The 16109-nt window shown below is 33.6% G+C and carries 16 protein-coding genes; 13 read left to right on the top strand and 3 right to left on the bottom strand.

Annotated features, from left to right (window positions below):
- Nucleotides 1-174: 174 nt before the first annotated feature.
- The 7 genes from CUU59_RS08315 (at nt 175) to CUU59_RS06780 (ending at nt 6552) form a co-directional block, all read left to right on the top strand.
- Nucleotides 175-309: a hypothetical protein gene (locus tag CUU59_RS08315; RefSeq protein ID WP_281254438.1), complete on the top strand. Its 135-nt coding sequence runs from the start codon at nt 175-177 to the stop codon at nt 307-309.
- 674 nt (nt 310-983) lie between these two features.
- Nucleotides 984-1400 (top strand): thioredoxin family protein, encoded by a 417-nt coding sequence (locus CUU59_RS06810; RefSeq protein ID WP_281254439.1) that lies wholly within the window; start codon nt 984-986, stop codon nt 1398-1400.
- Nucleotides 1401-1419: 19 nt separating this feature from the next.
- Nucleotides 1420-1902, top strand: a complete 483-nt coding sequence (locus tag CUU59_RS06805; protein WP_169922887.1) for a Csac_0668 family 2Fe-2S cluster-binding (seleno)protein — start codon at nt 1420-1422, stop codon at nt 1900-1902.
- 166 nt (nt 1903-2068) lie between these two features.
- Entirely contained in the window at nt 2069-2587 is a 519-nt protein-coding gene (locus tag CUU59_RS06800; RefSeq protein WP_099951202.1) for a hypothetical protein, read from the top strand.
- A gap of 271 nt (nt 2588-2858) precedes the next feature.
- Nucleotides 2859-3194 (top strand): DUF3784 domain-containing protein, encoded by a 336-nt coding sequence (locus tag CUU59_RS06790; protein WP_099951201.1) that lies wholly within the window; start codon nt 2859-2861, stop codon nt 3192-3194.
- Nucleotides 3195-3384: 190 nt separating this feature from the next.
- Nucleotides 3385-4944 (top strand): ABC transporter transmembrane domain-containing protein, encoded by a 1560-nt coding sequence (locus CUU59_RS06785; RefSeq protein WP_099951200.1) that lies wholly within the window; start codon nt 3385-3387, stop codon nt 4942-4944.
- A 33-nt stretch (nt 4945-4977) separates the two neighbouring features.
- Entirely contained in the window at nt 4978-6552 is a 1575-nt protein-coding gene (locus CUU59_RS06780) for an ATP-binding cassette domain-containing protein (protein WP_099951199.1), read from the top strand.
- Nucleotides 6553-6740: 188 nt separating this feature from the next.
- Here CUU59_RS06780 and CUU59_RS06775 read toward each other — a convergent pair whose 3' ends face one another.
- Nucleotides 6741-7439 carry a TetR/AcrR family transcriptional regulator gene (locus CUU59_RS06775; RefSeq protein WP_099951198.1) on the bottom strand — a complete coding sequence of 233 codons (699 nt, stop codon included), beginning with the start codon at nt 7437-7439 and terminating at the stop codon, nt 6741-6743.
- Between the two features lie 238 nt (nt 7440-7677).
- Here CUU59_RS06775 and CUU59_RS06770 point away from each other — a divergent pair, with 238 nt between their 5' ends.
- From CUU59_RS06770 to CUU59_RS06755, 4 genes are all read left to right on the top strand, one after another.
- Complete coding sequence (locus tag CUU59_RS06770) at nt 7678-9003, top strand: glycine/sarcosine/betaine reductase component B subunit (protein WP_099951197.1); 1326 nt, start codon at nt 7678-7680, stop codon at nt 9001-9003.
- A gap of 9 nt (nt 9004-9012) precedes the next feature.
- Entirely contained in the window at nt 9013-10320 is a 1308-nt protein-coding gene (gene grdH / locus CUU59_RS06765) for a betaine reductase selenoprotein B (protein ID WP_099951196.1), read from the top strand.
- Nucleotides 10321-10354: 34 nt separating this feature from the next.
- The gene (locus CUU59_RS06760) at nt 10355-11836 is read left to right on the top strand and encodes a glycine betaine uptake BCCT transporter (protein WP_099951195.1); all 1482 of its coding nucleotides are present in this window, start codon (nt 10355-10357) and stop codon (nt 11834-11836) included.
- A 323-nt stretch (nt 11837-12159) separates the two neighbouring features.
- Nucleotides 12160-12822 carry a nitroreductase family protein gene (locus CUU59_RS06755; RefSeq protein WP_099951219.1) on the top strand — a complete coding sequence of 221 codons (663 nt, stop codon included), beginning with the start codon at nt 12160-12162 and terminating at the stop codon, nt 12820-12822.
- A 99-nt stretch (nt 12823-12921) separates the two neighbouring features.
- On the opposite strand, the gene CUU59_RS06750 is transcribed toward CUU59_RS06755, so the two are convergent.
- Together CUU59_RS06750 and CUU59_RS06745 are read right to left on the bottom strand one after the other, a co-directional pair.
- Nucleotides 12922-13413, bottom strand: a complete 492-nt coding sequence (locus CUU59_RS06750; protein WP_099951194.1) for a CD3072 family TudS-related putative desulfidase — start codon at nt 13411-13413, stop codon at nt 12922-12924.
- Complete coding sequence (locus CUU59_RS06745) at nt 13403-13945, bottom strand: CD3073 family putative ECF transporter S component (RefSeq protein WP_099951193.1); 543 nt, start codon at nt 13943-13945, stop codon at nt 13403-13405. Before CUU59_RS06745 ends, CUU59_RS06750 begins: the two co-directional genes overlap by 11 nt.
- Before the next feature lie 238 nt (nt 13946-14183).
- On the opposite strand from CUU59_RS06745, the gene CUU59_RS06740 reads away from it, so the two are divergent.
- Both CUU59_RS06740 and CUU59_RS06735 read left to right on the top strand, forming a co-directional pair.
- Nucleotides 14184-15239: an ABC transporter ATP-binding protein gene (locus CUU59_RS06740; RefSeq protein ID WP_169922885.1), complete on the top strand. Its 1056-nt coding sequence runs from the start codon at nt 14184-14186 to the stop codon at nt 15237-15239.
- Nucleotides 15223-16107 (top strand): carbohydrate ABC transporter permease, encoded by an 885-nt coding sequence (locus CUU59_RS06735; protein ID WP_099951191.1) that lies wholly within the window; start codon nt 15223-15225, stop codon nt 16105-16107. The genes CUU59_RS06740 and CUU59_RS06735 overlap by 17 nt, the downstream gene beginning before the upstream one ends.
- Nucleotides 16108-16109: the final 2 nt, after the last annotated feature.

The following is a 16109-nucleotide window of genomic DNA, read 5'->3' as shown; positions in this document are numbered from 1 at the left end:
TATTAAAGAACACGCTAATTATGAAACTGGGGTTTGTTATGAATCCCAGTTTAATTTTTATAATAAACCTATTTATGTTATAATTATTAGAGAAGGAAAACATTTTATACTTTAAACCAATCTTAATAATTTTGCCAATAATTTACCAATATTACAATTTTTTATCAGCCTGAAATGAATCATGAAAAGATGAAAGAGGAAGCAGCTCAAGTAGAGGAAGCAGCTCATAAATATAATGTAGAATTTTTTGTTATTAAACAAGATGTCATAAGTACAGACAAGAAAAATCTAATTCTTTATATCTACTAAACTTTAAAATCATAAAGTAAAAAAATGGGGCAAGAGCAAAAATGTTGTTGCCCTAATTTTTAAAAATCATCGAGGAGGAAACATGAAAAAAATCATACATTTACTTTTTTTATGCTTAATTTCAATATTTGTTTTTTTCTGTATTGAATATGTTACATATAAATTCCTTATTCTCCACAATCCATTATATATAGTTACATTTATATTGTTTTTGCTTGTGTTTTCTTTGGATATTCACTTGTTGAATAAAATGAATTTTCCAAATAAGATAATTTCCCCAGTGATTGCGTTAATAACTGTATTTTTAGGTTTGGTACTTTTGAAGTTTTTGCTACCTATTTTGAAATAAATATCGGTTAAAATTAGGCTGAGGAAATGGGGAATTTCTATGCCTTTTACAGATGATTCAAATGGATGATACTTTTTCGGCACTTCTAATATAGTGAGTTCTGTGATATACTTACTCTAAATTAGGAATAATACACCGCTTGTTCGGATGTAGTGTGACGATTGCACATATACGACAGAAGCCCAAAAGATTGATGTACCTCATCGTCCATTTCGCAAAGAATTGATGGTCAACGACGACATTCCGCAAGGAATCTCAGTCCCTAAAGGTGAACCTACCATGATCAGTTTGCCTGAGCTATAAAAAATGCCAGAATTATTGAGGTATACAAAATGGAACTGAAAAGGTTAATAGTATAACAAGCAAATTTAATATACTTGCGATTGGAGAAAACTGGTGTATTGATTCTATAATTAATATTCCTGTAGTTCATTGGTTAGAAAAAAACAATGAAAATATAAAACTTAAAGTAATAGATATAGATAGTTACAGTAAGTTTATGCCTAATGAAAAAATTATTACACCAACATTTATTATTATGAATCAAGAATATCAGGAGATAGGGAAATGGGTTCAATATCCTAAAAGAATAATAGATGTGGTTGAATCTAAGGATCAAGTTCGAATTATAGTAGAGAAAAGGAGATACCGACAGGGAGAATATATTGTAGATACATTGGAAGAGGTATTAGATATCCTGATTAACTATAGTAATAATATTTATTCAGAAAGGAGGAAATAAAGTGAGTCAAGAAAATAAGATAAATCAATCTTGCTGAGGTTCAATACAAAAAACCACTGGTACAGTGGAAGAAAAAGCAAATTGCCCCAAATGTCACAAAATAGGAGAAAAGGTTAAGAATATAACTGTAAAGCATATGGTATCAGAAAACCTTATGGGAAAGGTTGTAGATGAAGAAACTTACTATTTATGTATGAATGAAGATTGTGATGTCGTGTATTATAACTTAAACAATGAAAGAGTTTTTTATAAGGAAGATGTAAAAGTTCCTATATGGTTTAAAAAGGATGCAAATCCCAAATATATATGCTATTGCAACCAAGTTACAGAGCAACAAATTATAAACGCTGTTTTAGATGATGGTGCAAAGAATATTAAAGATATTATTAGACTTACAGGGGCAATGAAAAATGCAAAGTGCGAAATTAACAATCCTTTGGGAAAATGCTGTAGTCCTTTTATTCAAGAAACCATCAATAAGGCATTAAAAAGCAAACAATAGTTTGCGACACATAATTTATAAAGTACGTCACAACAGTAATAAAATTAAAAATAATAAAAAACTATAGAATTAAAATTTTAACTGTTCAGATGTAAAAGTCTGGGTCGCTTTTTTATTTTTCCCGGAAAGGAGGTCATCTATATGGTAAATGATGGAGTTAGGTTAAATGAAAAATAAAAACAGGAAAAACTTAATAATAGTGACTTTAATGATAGGGTTGATATTTATAACTTCTTGTTCTAAAGAAAAAAATGTTAAAAGTGAAGAGTTTCATTTGTTTAAAGAAGAGATGTCATCAAATAAAAAAATAGGTGAGATTCAAATAAAATTTTTAAGACCATCCTTATATATTAATTTTGTTACATCTGAAAATTTTAAAATTAATGATGTAAAAAAAGTAATAGATAAATTAAAACCATTCATAAATACCAATCACATGGATGAAATTGCAAGCAAATATTGGGAAAAAGATACAAAAGTATCTACTGTATATATATCTTTTTATAATGGGAAAATAGATAAGAATGACACAAGAAAGAATCTCGTGTATAGTATATATACAAAGTATTATAAAACTCATGTTTTTGATGATAATCCTTTAAATATAGATGCTTATAGCACATGGTTTATAGAAGTTGATGGGAAAGAATATCAACTTGAGGATTATTTAGACGGAGATTATTAAAATTGGTATATTTTTATCTAAGAGTAGTTAGACATTTCTTGTCTGATAAATTTGATATTACAAAGCATAAGAATTACAAGTTATTTGAATATTATGATGAGAGAAATGTTTTTGATATTGAAAAGTATGTTACACGAAAAGGGTAAAGCTAAGATAAATAGTAATACAGTGATAACAAGATTGTAATATTTACTGTAAGAGTCTACACATGCGAGGGACTATGTAATGTAATATAATATAACTAGATAAATTAGAATTTGAGGGGGATTAAATGAATAAAGAAGAATACATTACTATGATAGTTTTTTTTATTTTAGCAACTCTTTGTGCGGTTATTTCTGTACGACAATTTAAGGAGAAAGGATTTTTATTTAATAATGCATATATTTGGAATTCTAAATTAGGACGAGAAAAAATGGATAAAAAGCCACATTATAGGCAGTCAGCGATTGCTTTTTGTTTGCTTAGTATTATATATATATTATTCGGAATATCCATTATTTTTAATAACGACAAAATAAAATATTTGAATATTTTATTCATAATTGGACTTTTGATATATGTAATTATCTCTTCTATAAAAATAGAACAGAGTGTTAAAAGATAAATCCAGTTTGTCGAGCCAAATAATTAAATAGGAACTCAAGAGATGATAGATAATTAAACTCTATCGTCTTTTTTTGTGATGAAATGTACAAGTTGAAAGCTTATACAGGATAAGCTTTTTGTGGTATAATAAAATGAGTATTAGTGATATAAAATATTTGAGCCAGATCACTAATCGATAGGAGCGAATTATGATTAGAGAAAAATATAAAAAGAATTTTTCTAAAATTTTGCTATTGTTTATAACAGGGATAATAGTAGGTAGCCTCAGCATTTTCCCCATGGTCTTTATTCAAAAGGTAATCGACTACTTAACCATAGGCAACCAAAGTGAATTTATTAAATACATAATCCTGTATTCACTGGTCTATATTTTGGTCAATATTTTTAAGATTGCACTGGTTAATTTTGGCTCAAAATTTGAACTGAATCTTAATAGAGAAATAAGAGACGAGATTGTTGGAAATATCCTGAGCACAAAGATTGGTCTCTTGGAAAAAGCTGGCCACTCAAATGTTTTTAATGTTATAATTGACGATTTAAAAGCCCTTGATGACAAGCTTATCCCCTTGGTTTTTGATTTGGGCTTTTCAATATCAAGCTTTGTCATCGGGTCAATCATAATAATAAAATATGACTACATTATGCTCTTTGCAATGATTGCCATTTCTGCTATCTCAACCCTTGTTATTCAAAAGATTTTAAATAAATCCGAAAGGGCGTCTGAGAGGAGCCAAATTCAAAGGCTAAATGTTATAAATAAGTTTTTTGACATAATTATAGGTGCTAGGGACATTAAATTATTTAACAAAGAAGAGGTTTTTACCAGTGACTTCCACCAAGAAAATCACGAGTTAAATACCTTGGATAAAAAAATCGTAAATATAAAAAATATTTCTCAAGCCCTGGTCAGTTTGATCTTTAATTTAATTATGGCAACTTTGATTTTGATTGGCGGCCTCCGCGTTAGTCAAGGCAGTCTGTCGGTTGGTGCATTGATCGCAATTATCTTGTATGCATCGATGATTACCGATCCAATTTTTAATATAATAGAAAATCAAAAGGAAATATCCGCCTTCAAAAATTCGGTCAAGAGGATTGATGAGACCTTCAAAAGAATAGAAAAGGAAGATGTAAATTTAATCGAGGATTTTAAGACCATTGAATTTAAAGATGTTTCTTTAAACTACGGACACAATCAGATTTTAAAAGATTTTAACTTGGTCATAAATAAGGGCGACAAATTAAAAATAAATGGAAGAACTGGGTCAGGTAAATCTAGTCTGGCAAAACTAATTACCAATATGTACAAGCCGACCTCTGGTAAGATATATGTTGACGGCAAGGAAAATCAGACCATATCCTTGTCAGCAGTTTTTCAAGAAAATAAATTGTTTAATATGTCTATCATTGACAACATAACTTTTAAATCCAAGGTGGACGAGGGCAAGCTAAATCAGATAATTAAAATCTGTAGGCTAGAAGAAGTCCTTGAAAAATATTCCGAAAACAAGATCGGCTTTGATTCCAGCACCTTATCGGGTGGTGAACGAACAAGAGTGCTCTTAGCAAGAGCTCTTTACAAGGATTGCCAGCTATATATCTTCGATGAAATAAGTACAGGCCTTGATGAAAGCCTCTTCTACGAGATCTTTGATGACCTCATGAACTACCTAGAAGCAAAGACAGTTATTAGCATCGACCATAAAAACATTAGCGAAAATTACTTCACAAAAAGTGTTTTTATGTAGGTTAAGGAGAATTTTGTTATAACAAGGGAGATTATGGATAGTATTAGAAAGTATCTTTATAAAAACAAGACAAAAACACTAATTGTCTTTTTGCTGCAAATTTTGATGTGGGGCATGCAGGTCATAGTCCAGTTTTTTGCGATAAAAACATTTGATGGAGCTATAAAGCTAGACCTGCATCTCTTTTTGAAGTGGATTACAATTTCCTTTGCTGGATGGCTTGGATATTTTTTAATTTGCATGCTTGAGTCATACTTTCGTGCAAGGGCGATAAAGGCAATGAATACTGACCTTAGAGATGATTTTTACCAGGCTATATACCAGGGAGATACAAGAAACTTCGAAGGAGAAAAAAGATCCGAATACATTTCCTATATAACAAAAAACATTGATGAGATTTCAGATTTAGCCTGGCAAAGTGTATTTAACTTAGTTGGTAGAGGAGCACAGATTATTTGGAGCTTGGCGGCACTTTTATATTTGGACTTCTATTTGTTCTTATTCGCTATTTTTTCAAGTCTTTTAATGTGGTTTATACCGAAATTTTTTGAAAAACGTATAGAAAAAATTGGAGAAGAAAATCTTCAGGCTCAAGCTGAGGCCATGAAGAAATTCAAAGACCTTATTTATGGTGTACACATTTTAAAAATTCTATCGGCAGATAAATGGTATTTTAAAAAAGGCAAGGAAGCAAGTGCTATAAGCGAAGAAGCCAGGTGTAGAAAATCTTATATGACGGAGATTTTGGAGTGTGCCATGGGAATTGTGAGCGTTTCCATGCAGATTTTGGCTGAAGTCTTGGTCGTTATTCTGGCCCTATACGGCAGAATTGGAGTCGCAGTCCTTGCAGGCGCGGCAAATCTTATAGGCGGAGTGACAAATGGCCTATCAAATCTTGCTAATGCAAAGATGCTCATCATGCAGTCCAAACCCTATTTTAATATTTTTGAATCAAGTGAGGCTGAAAAAACTTGTAGAGAAACATTTGATGAAAGACTGGCGCTTAAAAATATTTCCTACGCCTATGATGATAGAGAAATTTTAAAAAATTTAAATATGGACTTTAAAAAGAACGGCAAGTATGCGATTGTTGGCAAGTCGGGACGAGGGAAATCGACTATTTTAAAGATTATTATGGGAATAATCAAAGACTATGACGGAGATGTCCTTTATGATGGAATAATTCGTCAAAGAGCACTCGACACAAATATGTCTTATATTTCCCAGGATGTATATCTTTTTAATGCGACTATAAAAGAAAACATTTGTATGGGCGGAGATTTTTCAGACAAGGCAATTAATGAGGCTATTATAAAAAGCTCTTTGTATAATGACATTAAGAACTTTACTGACGGCATAAACACCTTTGTTGGAGAAAACGGTGCTAACATTTCTGGTGGAGAAAAACAAAGGATTGCCCTTGCAAGAAGCCTGATAAATGGCAAGGAAATAATTTTAATAGACGAGGGGACAAGTTCTCTAGACAGGGAAAACCGAAGGCTAATTGAAGAAAATTTACTCAAAGATAAAAATCTAACCATTATTATGGTCAGCCACAATCTAGATGAGAAAAGCAAAGAGCTATTCGACAAAATTTATGAAATATAAATGTGATTAAGCTTATTATTAATGTTCACAAAGTAATAGCCATATTCAAACACAAGCGACTGAGCAGACGATGCCCAGTTATTTTTTTATTTTACATATTCAAAGTTTTCTGTAAAAATATTTATGAAAATAAAAAAACCAGGCATAAGCCTGGAAAATTTTCATTAAGTCTAAAAATAGATTTTAATTTATATATAAGTATCAAAAAATGGGTGTTTTACATCTTTTTGTAAAAATGATTTGGTTGCCCGGCAGATGTAGGACATGGTTAAATTGCGAGCATTATCATAGTCGATTAGATTGTTTAAGGCCCGATAGAGCATGCCTTCAAATATTACTAGGGTCATGTCATTTAGTTCGACCGCTTGGCCTTTGGTTATAAGTCCGTCTTTGACTAGTCCGTCTGTGCTTATGATAGCCCTATCAGTTAAGTTAGTGCGGATAAGCATTGTGGATATTCTTTGGTTCATATTTAAGTCCAATTCTTCGGGAAATAATCTATAATACTGTTCAATTAATGACTCAGTGGATTTTTTCTTATTGGCTAAAAAAATAAAATAATACAATTCTGGTTTTTCAAAAGCGTGGTCGCAAAAGCAATCCCATATAAATAAAAAATAGTCGAGACTGGTCTCGGCTTTATTTAAATAAATTTTAAGATCGTGTGAATAATCCTTGATCATGCGCATGGACGCAAAAAAGCGAAGGTGGTCGAAATTTTCAAAATAATTATAAAAAGTCGCTTGATTAATTCCAGCAAGCTTTGACACATCTCTAATACTAGCTTGTGAATATCCTTTTTCGACCATAGCCTCTTCGCAGGCGAGTATACATTTTTTAATGGTTATTATTCTCTGTTCTTTTCTTGAAATATATTCTTTAGCCATATCTGTCCCCTCGTTACTATTAAATAATATTATAACAAATATATCCTGATGAATCAATTGAAAAATTATCTGTATCTTAAGTTATAAATAAATTCTATGAATATTATAAAATAATTAAATGATTTAATACATTAAAATACCTTGAACTTCAAACGCGTTTATGCTATATTTAAATTACCAAACATGTTTGAAGTTTATTTAAACAATGCAGTGGAATTATAAAACAAGGAGGTTGTATATGAAACTAAAAATTGGTAACTTTTATGTTAAGGACGTAGTTTTTGGAGATGAACTTGTATTTAAAGACGGCGTTTTAACTCTTAACAAAAAAGAGGCCTTGGATTTCATCCGTCAAGATGAACACATCACAGATTGCGACATTGTAATCGCAAGGCCAGGAGAGAAAAAAAGAATCGTTCCTATAAAGGAAGCAGCAGAGGCTAGGGTAAGGCTAGATGGCAAGCCAGTATTCCCAGGTGTAACCGGAGACCTGAGAATGTGTGGCGATGGTGAATTGCACGCCCTAAAAAACATGAGTGTAATGGGTGTTGGTAAACACTGGGGCTCATTTGGTGATGGCCTTGTCGATATGTGGGGCGAAGGACAAAAGTATACTTACTTTGGTAACTTGATTAACGTTTGCTTGGTCATCGACACAGATGAAGAATTTGAAAGATATGAACAACAAAAGAAAAATCGCGCAATTAGAGATGCAGTTCATAAATTTGCAGAATATTTAGGTCAAGCTGTTAAAGATTTACAACCAGAAGACACAGAAGTTTATGAATTAGATCCTATTACTAAGAGAGATGAAAAAACTCAAAAACTTCCATCAGTTGTACTAGTCATGCAACCCCAATCACAAATGGAGGAAATGGGATATAATGACAGAGTTTATGGATGGGATATGAACCACTTCGTTCCAAGTTTTATGAATCCAAATGAAGTTTTGGATGGAGCTTTGATTTCAGGAAGCTTTATGCCATCATCATCAAAATGGGCAACATACGACTTCCAAAATTTCCCAATTATAAAATCACTTTACAGAGAACATGGAAAGACAATTAATTTCTTGGGCGTAATTATGAGTAACTTAAACGTAAGCTTAGAGCAAAAAGTTCGCTCATCAATCTTTGTAGCTCAAATGGCAAAGAGCCTGGGTGCTGATGGAGCAATTGTAACTGAAGAAGGTTACGGAAATCCAGACGCTGACTATATTTTATGCCTAGCAGCCCTTGAGGATGTTGGAGTAAAGACAGTTGGTATTTCAAACGAATGTACAGGCAGAGACGGTGCCAGCCAGCCACTTGTTACCCTTGATGAAAAGGCAAACGCACTTGTATCAACAGGTAACGTAAGTGAGCTGATCGAGTTAGAACCAGCAGATGAAGTTATCGGAGAATTACAATCACTTGCACGTGATGGCCTATCAGGTGGTTGGGCAGGAGATGAAATTCTTGGACCTTCAGTTAGAGAAGATGGATCAATCATTATGGAAAATAACGCCATGTTCTGCGGAGATCAAATTGCTGGATGGTCAACAAAGACCATGAAGGAATTTTAGGAGGTTATTATGAAAAAAGTAATCCATTATATAAACCAATTTTTCGCTGGTGTAGGCGGAGAAGACAAGGCAGATTTTGAGCCGGAATTAAGAGAAGGTGTAGTTGGACCTGGTATGGCCCTCAACAATTTCTTGAAGGACGCTGAAGTTACACACACAATTATCTGCGGAGACAACTTTATGGGTTCAAACACTGACGAAGCTGTAAAGAGAATTATGGATAGCCTTGAAGGAATCGATTTTGATTTGTTTATTGCTGGTCCAGCCTTTCAAGCAGGTCGTTATGGTGTAGCTTGCGGTACAATTTCAGAAAAAATTAAAGAAAAATATGATGTTCCTGTTTTAACTTCGATGAATGTTGAAAACCCAGGAGTTGAAATGTTTAAGGCAAGCATGCCAGTATTTAAAGGTGGACATTCAGCAGCATCAATGGCAGCAGATGTAAAGAAAATGGCAGACTATGCTAACAAAATTTTTGCAGGCGAAGAACTCTTATCAGCTGAAGAAGAAGGCTACTTTGAAAGAGGAGTCCGCCACCAAGTATGGCCTAAGGGTGAAAAAATGGCTGCAGACAGAGGCGTTGAAATGCTAATCAAAAAATTAAATGGCGAAGAATTTCAAACTGAACTTATTATTCCAAAGAAAGATACAGTTCCAATAGCGCCACCAATCAAAGACCTATCAAAGGCTAAGATTGCAATCTTAACTACAGGCGGTATTGTTCCAGTTGACAACCCAGACAGAATTCAATCTGCATCAGCAACTCGCTGGGGAAGATATGACTGCGGCAATCTAGATAGACTTGAAGGCGGAGTTTACAAAACAATTCACGCTGGTTTTGACCCAGAAGCTGCAGACAATGATCCAAACTTAATCGTTCCTTGGGACGTAATGCAAGAATTTGTAAAAGAAGGCAAAATCGGATCACTTCATAAATATTTCTACTCAACAGTAGGAACAGGTACAACACAAAAAGAAGCTGCACGTATGGGCAGAGAAATGTACGAAAAACTTATCGAAGATGGCGTTGACGGCGTTATAATGACTTCAACCTGAGGCACCTGTACACGTTGCGGTGCAACGATAGTAAAAGAGATAGAAAAGAAGGGTATGCCAATTGTCCAAATGTGCAACTTGATTCCAGTTGCTGTGACAGTGGGCACCAACAAAATTGTTCCTACAATTTCAATCCCTTATCCTCTTGGAGATCCAAGTACGCCAATAGAAGTTCAACATGCACTTAGAAAACATCGTGTAGAAGTTGCTCTAGATGCACTTACAGATGACGCACAAGAACAAACAGTCTATAGCGTATAAAAATAGGATTTAATAACAAAACAGGAGGATAATTATGAAAAAAGACAATCAAGTGTTTATTATATCATTGATTGTTGTAGCACTACTAGCGGGCTGGGGCATATTAAGCCCCGAGTCCTTTGGTGTTGTTGCAGACAATGTATTTAATTTCTTAACTACCAACTTTGGATGGCTTTATCTAATTATAATGTTTTCATTTGTAGTTTATGTAGCCTATTTAGGACTAGGAAAATATGGAAATATTAGACTAGGTAAAGACACAGATAGACCAGAATATTCAAATATATCTTGGTTTGCTATGTTATTCTCAGCAGGCATGGGCATAGGCCTTGTGTTCTGGGGAGTAGCAGAGCCACTCAACCACTATATAAATCCAATGGGCATGCCAGGCATGACAATAGAAGCAGGGGAATTTGCAATACTAAGTTCGTTTATACATTGGGGTCTACACCCATGGGCCAACTACACAATTATCGCCCTCCCACTCGCTTACATGCAATTTAGGAGAAACAAACCAGGCCTTATCTCCTCAATCTTTATACCACTACTTGGAGAAGAAAGAGTAAGAGGTCCTATTGGAAAAACAATCGATATACTTGCAATATTTGCAACAGTAGCCGGCGTTGCCACATCACTAGGACTTGGAACCCTGCAAATCAATTCAGGTTTGAATTACCTCTTTGGAATTCCAATCAACAACACAGTCGCACTGATTATAGTTATATCAGTAACATGTATGTTTATGGCATCTGCAATATCTGGACTTGATAAGGGAATTAAAATTCTATCCAACACAAATGTTGCCATAGCTATGATACTTATGCTATTAACCTTTATAGTTGGACCATCACTTAAGATTGTAAACGCTTTTACAAATGGACTCGGCCAATACATTCAAAACCTAGTAGGAGAATCATTTAGAATCTCAGCCTTTGGGGACAATGGCTGGCTAAGTGGATGGAGAATCTTCTACTGGGCATGGTGGATAGCATGGGCACCATTTACAGGAGTATTTATTGCTAGAATTTCCAAGGGCAGGACCATCAGAGAATTTGTAGCTGGCGTAACACTAGTTCCAGCACTCGGATCCTTTATTTGGTTCGCAATCTTCGGTACAACAGCAATTAACCTAGAACCAGAAGTTGCTATGGAAGCTGTTAAGACAACAGAGACCGCACTATTCGTTATGAATAGTCAGTTGATGTTTGGACAAATCTTATCTGGTGTAGCAGTTGTGCTCCTATGCACATTCTTTGTTACATCAGCAGACTCAGCAACATTTGTTTTGGCTATGATGAGTAGACAAGGAAACCTAAACCCAGACGTACAAACCAAAATTATCTGGGGCATAATCCAATCAGCACTTGCTTTTGCATTAATGCTGGCAGGCGGACTAAAAGTATTACAAACAGCATCAATAGCTGCCGCCTTCCCATTTGCAATAGTAATGGTATTTGCAATGGTCTCCTTCTCAAAGGCCTTAAAAGAGGATAAAGTAGTAATTAAAGAAGCATAATTCACCTTAAATATAAAAAAATTCATTCTCCCTCTTTTTTCGAATGAAATGTAAATGCCCCCTTAAATCCGAAGATGAAATAAGGGGGCATTTATTATATCTGTAATTGCATAATTTTTCAGCATCTCACTTATTAAGTATTTCTTAATAACTGTTTTTTTTAGGCTTTTTTGTCTTAAATGAAATTTTGTTTTTTGATTTAAAGAACAAATATTTAATACAAGATTTTTCAACTATTAGGAATTTCCTAAGACTTGCTTTCTCTTGAACTATTAAGGAATTCTTAAGAGTTGATTATTTATTTTGTGAAAAAATATATTTTCATCCCTTTGGGGTATAAGGATGGCAGGAGGGAAGTGTATATGAAAAATAATAATTTTGAAGACGTAGTATTTAACAGGCACTCGGTAAAGGAATTTAAAGACACCAAGATTGATAGAGAAGAGATGATGGAAATTTTAAGAGAGGCAACACTGGCCCCATCATCAGTAAACTTACAACCATGGAGATTTGTAATAGTTGAATCAGACGAAGGCAAGGACAAACTTCGCCCGCTAATCAAGTTTAACGTAAGGCAAAACGACACATCGGCTGCCATGATTTTGATCTTTGGAGATATGAAATGCTATGAAAAGGCAGATGAAATTTATAGCATGGCTGTTGAAAAAGGTTACATGCCAGAAGAAATTAAAAAGCAAGCCCTGGACTTTTTTGTTCCAGCCTACAAGTCATTTTCAAAACAAAAAATGAATGATGTAGTAAAGATTGACTCTAGCCTAATGGCCATGCAACTAATGCTGGTCGCCCGCGCCCACGGCTATGACACAAACGCCATCGGAGGCTTTGAAGAAGACAAACTCGCTGCAGCCTTTGACCTGGACCCAGAAAGATACGTCCCAGTCATGATCCTCGCCATAGGCGAATCCGACTACGACCACCACGAATCAGTCAGACTCGATGTCGCAGACATTACAAAATTTGCATAAAAATATAAAAAAAACTGGATTTCAATAAATCCAGTTTTTTGTTTGGGAAAATTTTGAATTAAAAAATCTCTCCTGCAATTTTTCAGGAGAGATTTAAAATTATTTGTTTAAAAACTCTTTTAGTTTATTGATTTCTTCTGTGTTATTTTTGCCTTCAACATAGGATGTTGATATATCAGTGGTTGGTATATCTAAATCTAGATCTCTTATTTTTTTTAGCAGCTCTTCCATAAAAACGCCTTCGCCACATCTAATAGAGCAGGTGGGGCTATGGTTGATTCCAATTAAACCTACAATTTCATAATCATTTTTTAAATAGTTATTAATTATTGCAATCGTTTGATCGGCAAGTTTTTGGCAAAGCCTGTGATAATCTTCTGTGTCGTATTGGTCTCTGGTCATTGATGGCCTTTCCATTCCTAGATGAATCATTTCAGGACATGGAAGTTGGTGGATACCAATATTATTATCCATAATTGTTTCTACAACACCCCTATAAGCTCCCTCAGCACGGGCCAAGCTATCTACAACTGAGTTTTGATTTAAGATACAATGAGAGACTAGGACAACTCTTTTTGATCTAGCGTCCATTGATAACCCCTTCTAATCTCTTGTAAGAAATTGCAACCAATACACATGATATTACTTTATCAATTATATTGCTTGTGATTCTAGGAATAAATGCTGAAGAAAAAATATCCTTGCCTGCATTTTTTAAAGCTGTAAAGAAGACGTCGTTAAAATCTCCTGTAATACCGCCATAAACATAAATTGCAATTGGAGTACCTATTGCTGGAGCTACAACTGCCAAAATCAATCCAGTTATAATTGCAGTCTTAATATCAAATTTATATTTTTTGGCAATAAGTCCAACTACCAAACCTATAGCAATATTTACTAAAGCGAATGGAATGTCTTTTGGATTGTAAATAAATCCAAGCACAACGTTTGTAATACCGCCAACAGCCATACCATAAACTGGGCCAAGGACTACAGCGGATAAGATTGTGCCGACAGTATCAAGGAATAATAAAGGAATAGACATCCAACCTACAATTGTTCCAAGCACGATGTTGATACCTATAGAAATACCGGCAAAGGTTAATTTTTTACTATTGCTCATAATGAGACCTCCTTTTATTTATACATATATTATATCACTTTGATAAGGTAAAATTTTTACTATTAAAAAATTTAATAACAAGAGCTGTGATATAGATAAAATTTATAGAGTGCTTATATACATTGAAATTACTGGCTTTAAGGCATAAAACCAGAAAAAAATTACGTTTGATTTTAAAAAAATGATGTGCTAAAATTTACTTTAAGATTTTTTTACAAATGGTTTTTAGGAGGGAATTTTGAAAGTAAGTTTAAAAAATGTGACAAAAAAATTTGGAGAAAAGACAGCGGTAAATAACATCAGCGTTGACTTTGAAGATGGTAAGCTTATTTCTATATTGGGTTCAAGTGGTTGTGGTAAAAGTACAACCCTTAATTTAATTGCTGGCCTTGAAGATTTAAGTTCAGGTAAAATTTTTTATGATGATATTGATGTAAGTAATTTAGAAACTGAAAAAAGAAACATCGGAATGATATTTCAAAATTATGCCCTCTATCCTCACATGAGCGTCTATGATAATATTGCTTTCCCACTAAAAATGAAAAAGTATAAAAAGAATGAAATAAAAGATTTGGTTGAAGAAGCAGCAGACCTTGTAAAGATAAAGCATCTTATAAATAACAAGCCATCTGAATTATCAGGCGGTGAACAACAAAGGGTTGCAATTGCAAGGGCTATTGTAAAAAAGCCAGATTTGTTACTTATGGACGAGCCGTTTTCTAACTTGGACAAAAAGCTCCGGACCGAAACTAGAATGGAAATTAGAAATTTGCAAAAACAATTAAATATAACAACTATATTTGTCACCCATGACCAAGAGGAAGCTATGTCAATCTCAGATGAGATTGTACTGATGTCGGATGGAAATATTATTCAAACTGGCGAGCCATTACAAATATACAATGATCCCAAGAATTTAATTAGTGCTAAATTTTTTGGAGATGGTAATTTAAATGTTTTTGATGCCGAAGTTAAAGACAATATAATTTATATTGATCAGAAAAAAACTAATTATAGAGTAAAGATTAATGATCAAAAGTGTTCATTGGCCTTTAGACCAGAAGATGTATTGATTAACACAGATAATCCATTAATTTCCGTTAGGGCAAAAAGCTATCAGATAACTGGTAGAAGTATTTTAGTATATGCAAGTTATGAAGACTTAGATGTAGAGTTTTATCTAGATAAAGGAGACATGGAAATAGAAGGGAAACTTTTTGATATAAACGTTCCTGCGTCTAAAATAATGTTATTTGATCAAACAGGTGAGAGGATTTATGAAGAAATTAATTAGGAAAATAAAACCATATATCCTACTGCTACCAGCCTTGGCTATAATTTTTATGTTTAGTATTTATCCAACTGTAAAAGTTTTATTGATGGCTTTTTACACTAAGTACAATTATTTTAAGCATATAGTTTTTGAAACGGGCACTGATAATTTCGTAAATTTGTTTAATGATGAGTTGTTTTTATTATCATTAAAAAATACAGCTAGGATAGTTGTCTGGGTCGTTCCAATATCAATTATAATTTCAATTTTTATATCAACATTATTGTACGAAAACACAAAAATAAAAAACTTTATAAGAGGTGTATATTTTATTCCTTTTATAACCAGTACTGCTGCAGTAGCTGTAGTTTTTAGATGGATATTTAATTCTAAGTTTGGCCTTTTAAATTATTTTTTGGGATTAATTGGAATTGAGCCCATTGCTTGGCTCTTAGATCCTAATTACTCTATCTATGCCACTATAATATTTTGCATATGGAAGACCCTAGGCTATAACATTTTAATTTTTGTGACTGGCCTTAGGAAAATTGACGATGTTTATTTAAAAGCTGCTAAGGTTGATGGGGCAAATGCTTTCGTTAGATTCAAGAGAATAATCTTACCCCTACTTTCACCCACAGTTTTATTTATATCTATAACATCGCTTATAGGAACATTTAAAGTTTTCCAAGAAGTATACACCTTATTTGGCAGATCACCTGGACCTTTAAATTCATCTTTGACAATTGTTTATTATATATACGATAATTTGATGAACAAGTTTTCTTATGGAATAGCGGCAGCAGCTTCACTGGTGTTGTTTGCTATAGTTTTGTTGGTGACCTTGATTCAATTTTTAGTTTCCAAAAAATATGTCCACTATAGTTAAAG

Source organism: Ezakiella peruensis (assembly GCF_900215725.1).
GTDB lineage: Bacteria > Bacillota > Clostridia > Tissierellales > Peptoniphilaceae > Ezakiella > Ezakiella peruensis.
The sequence above is the reverse complement of the archived record's forward strand: the minus strand, read 5'-3'. Positions and strand labels throughout refer to the sequence as shown.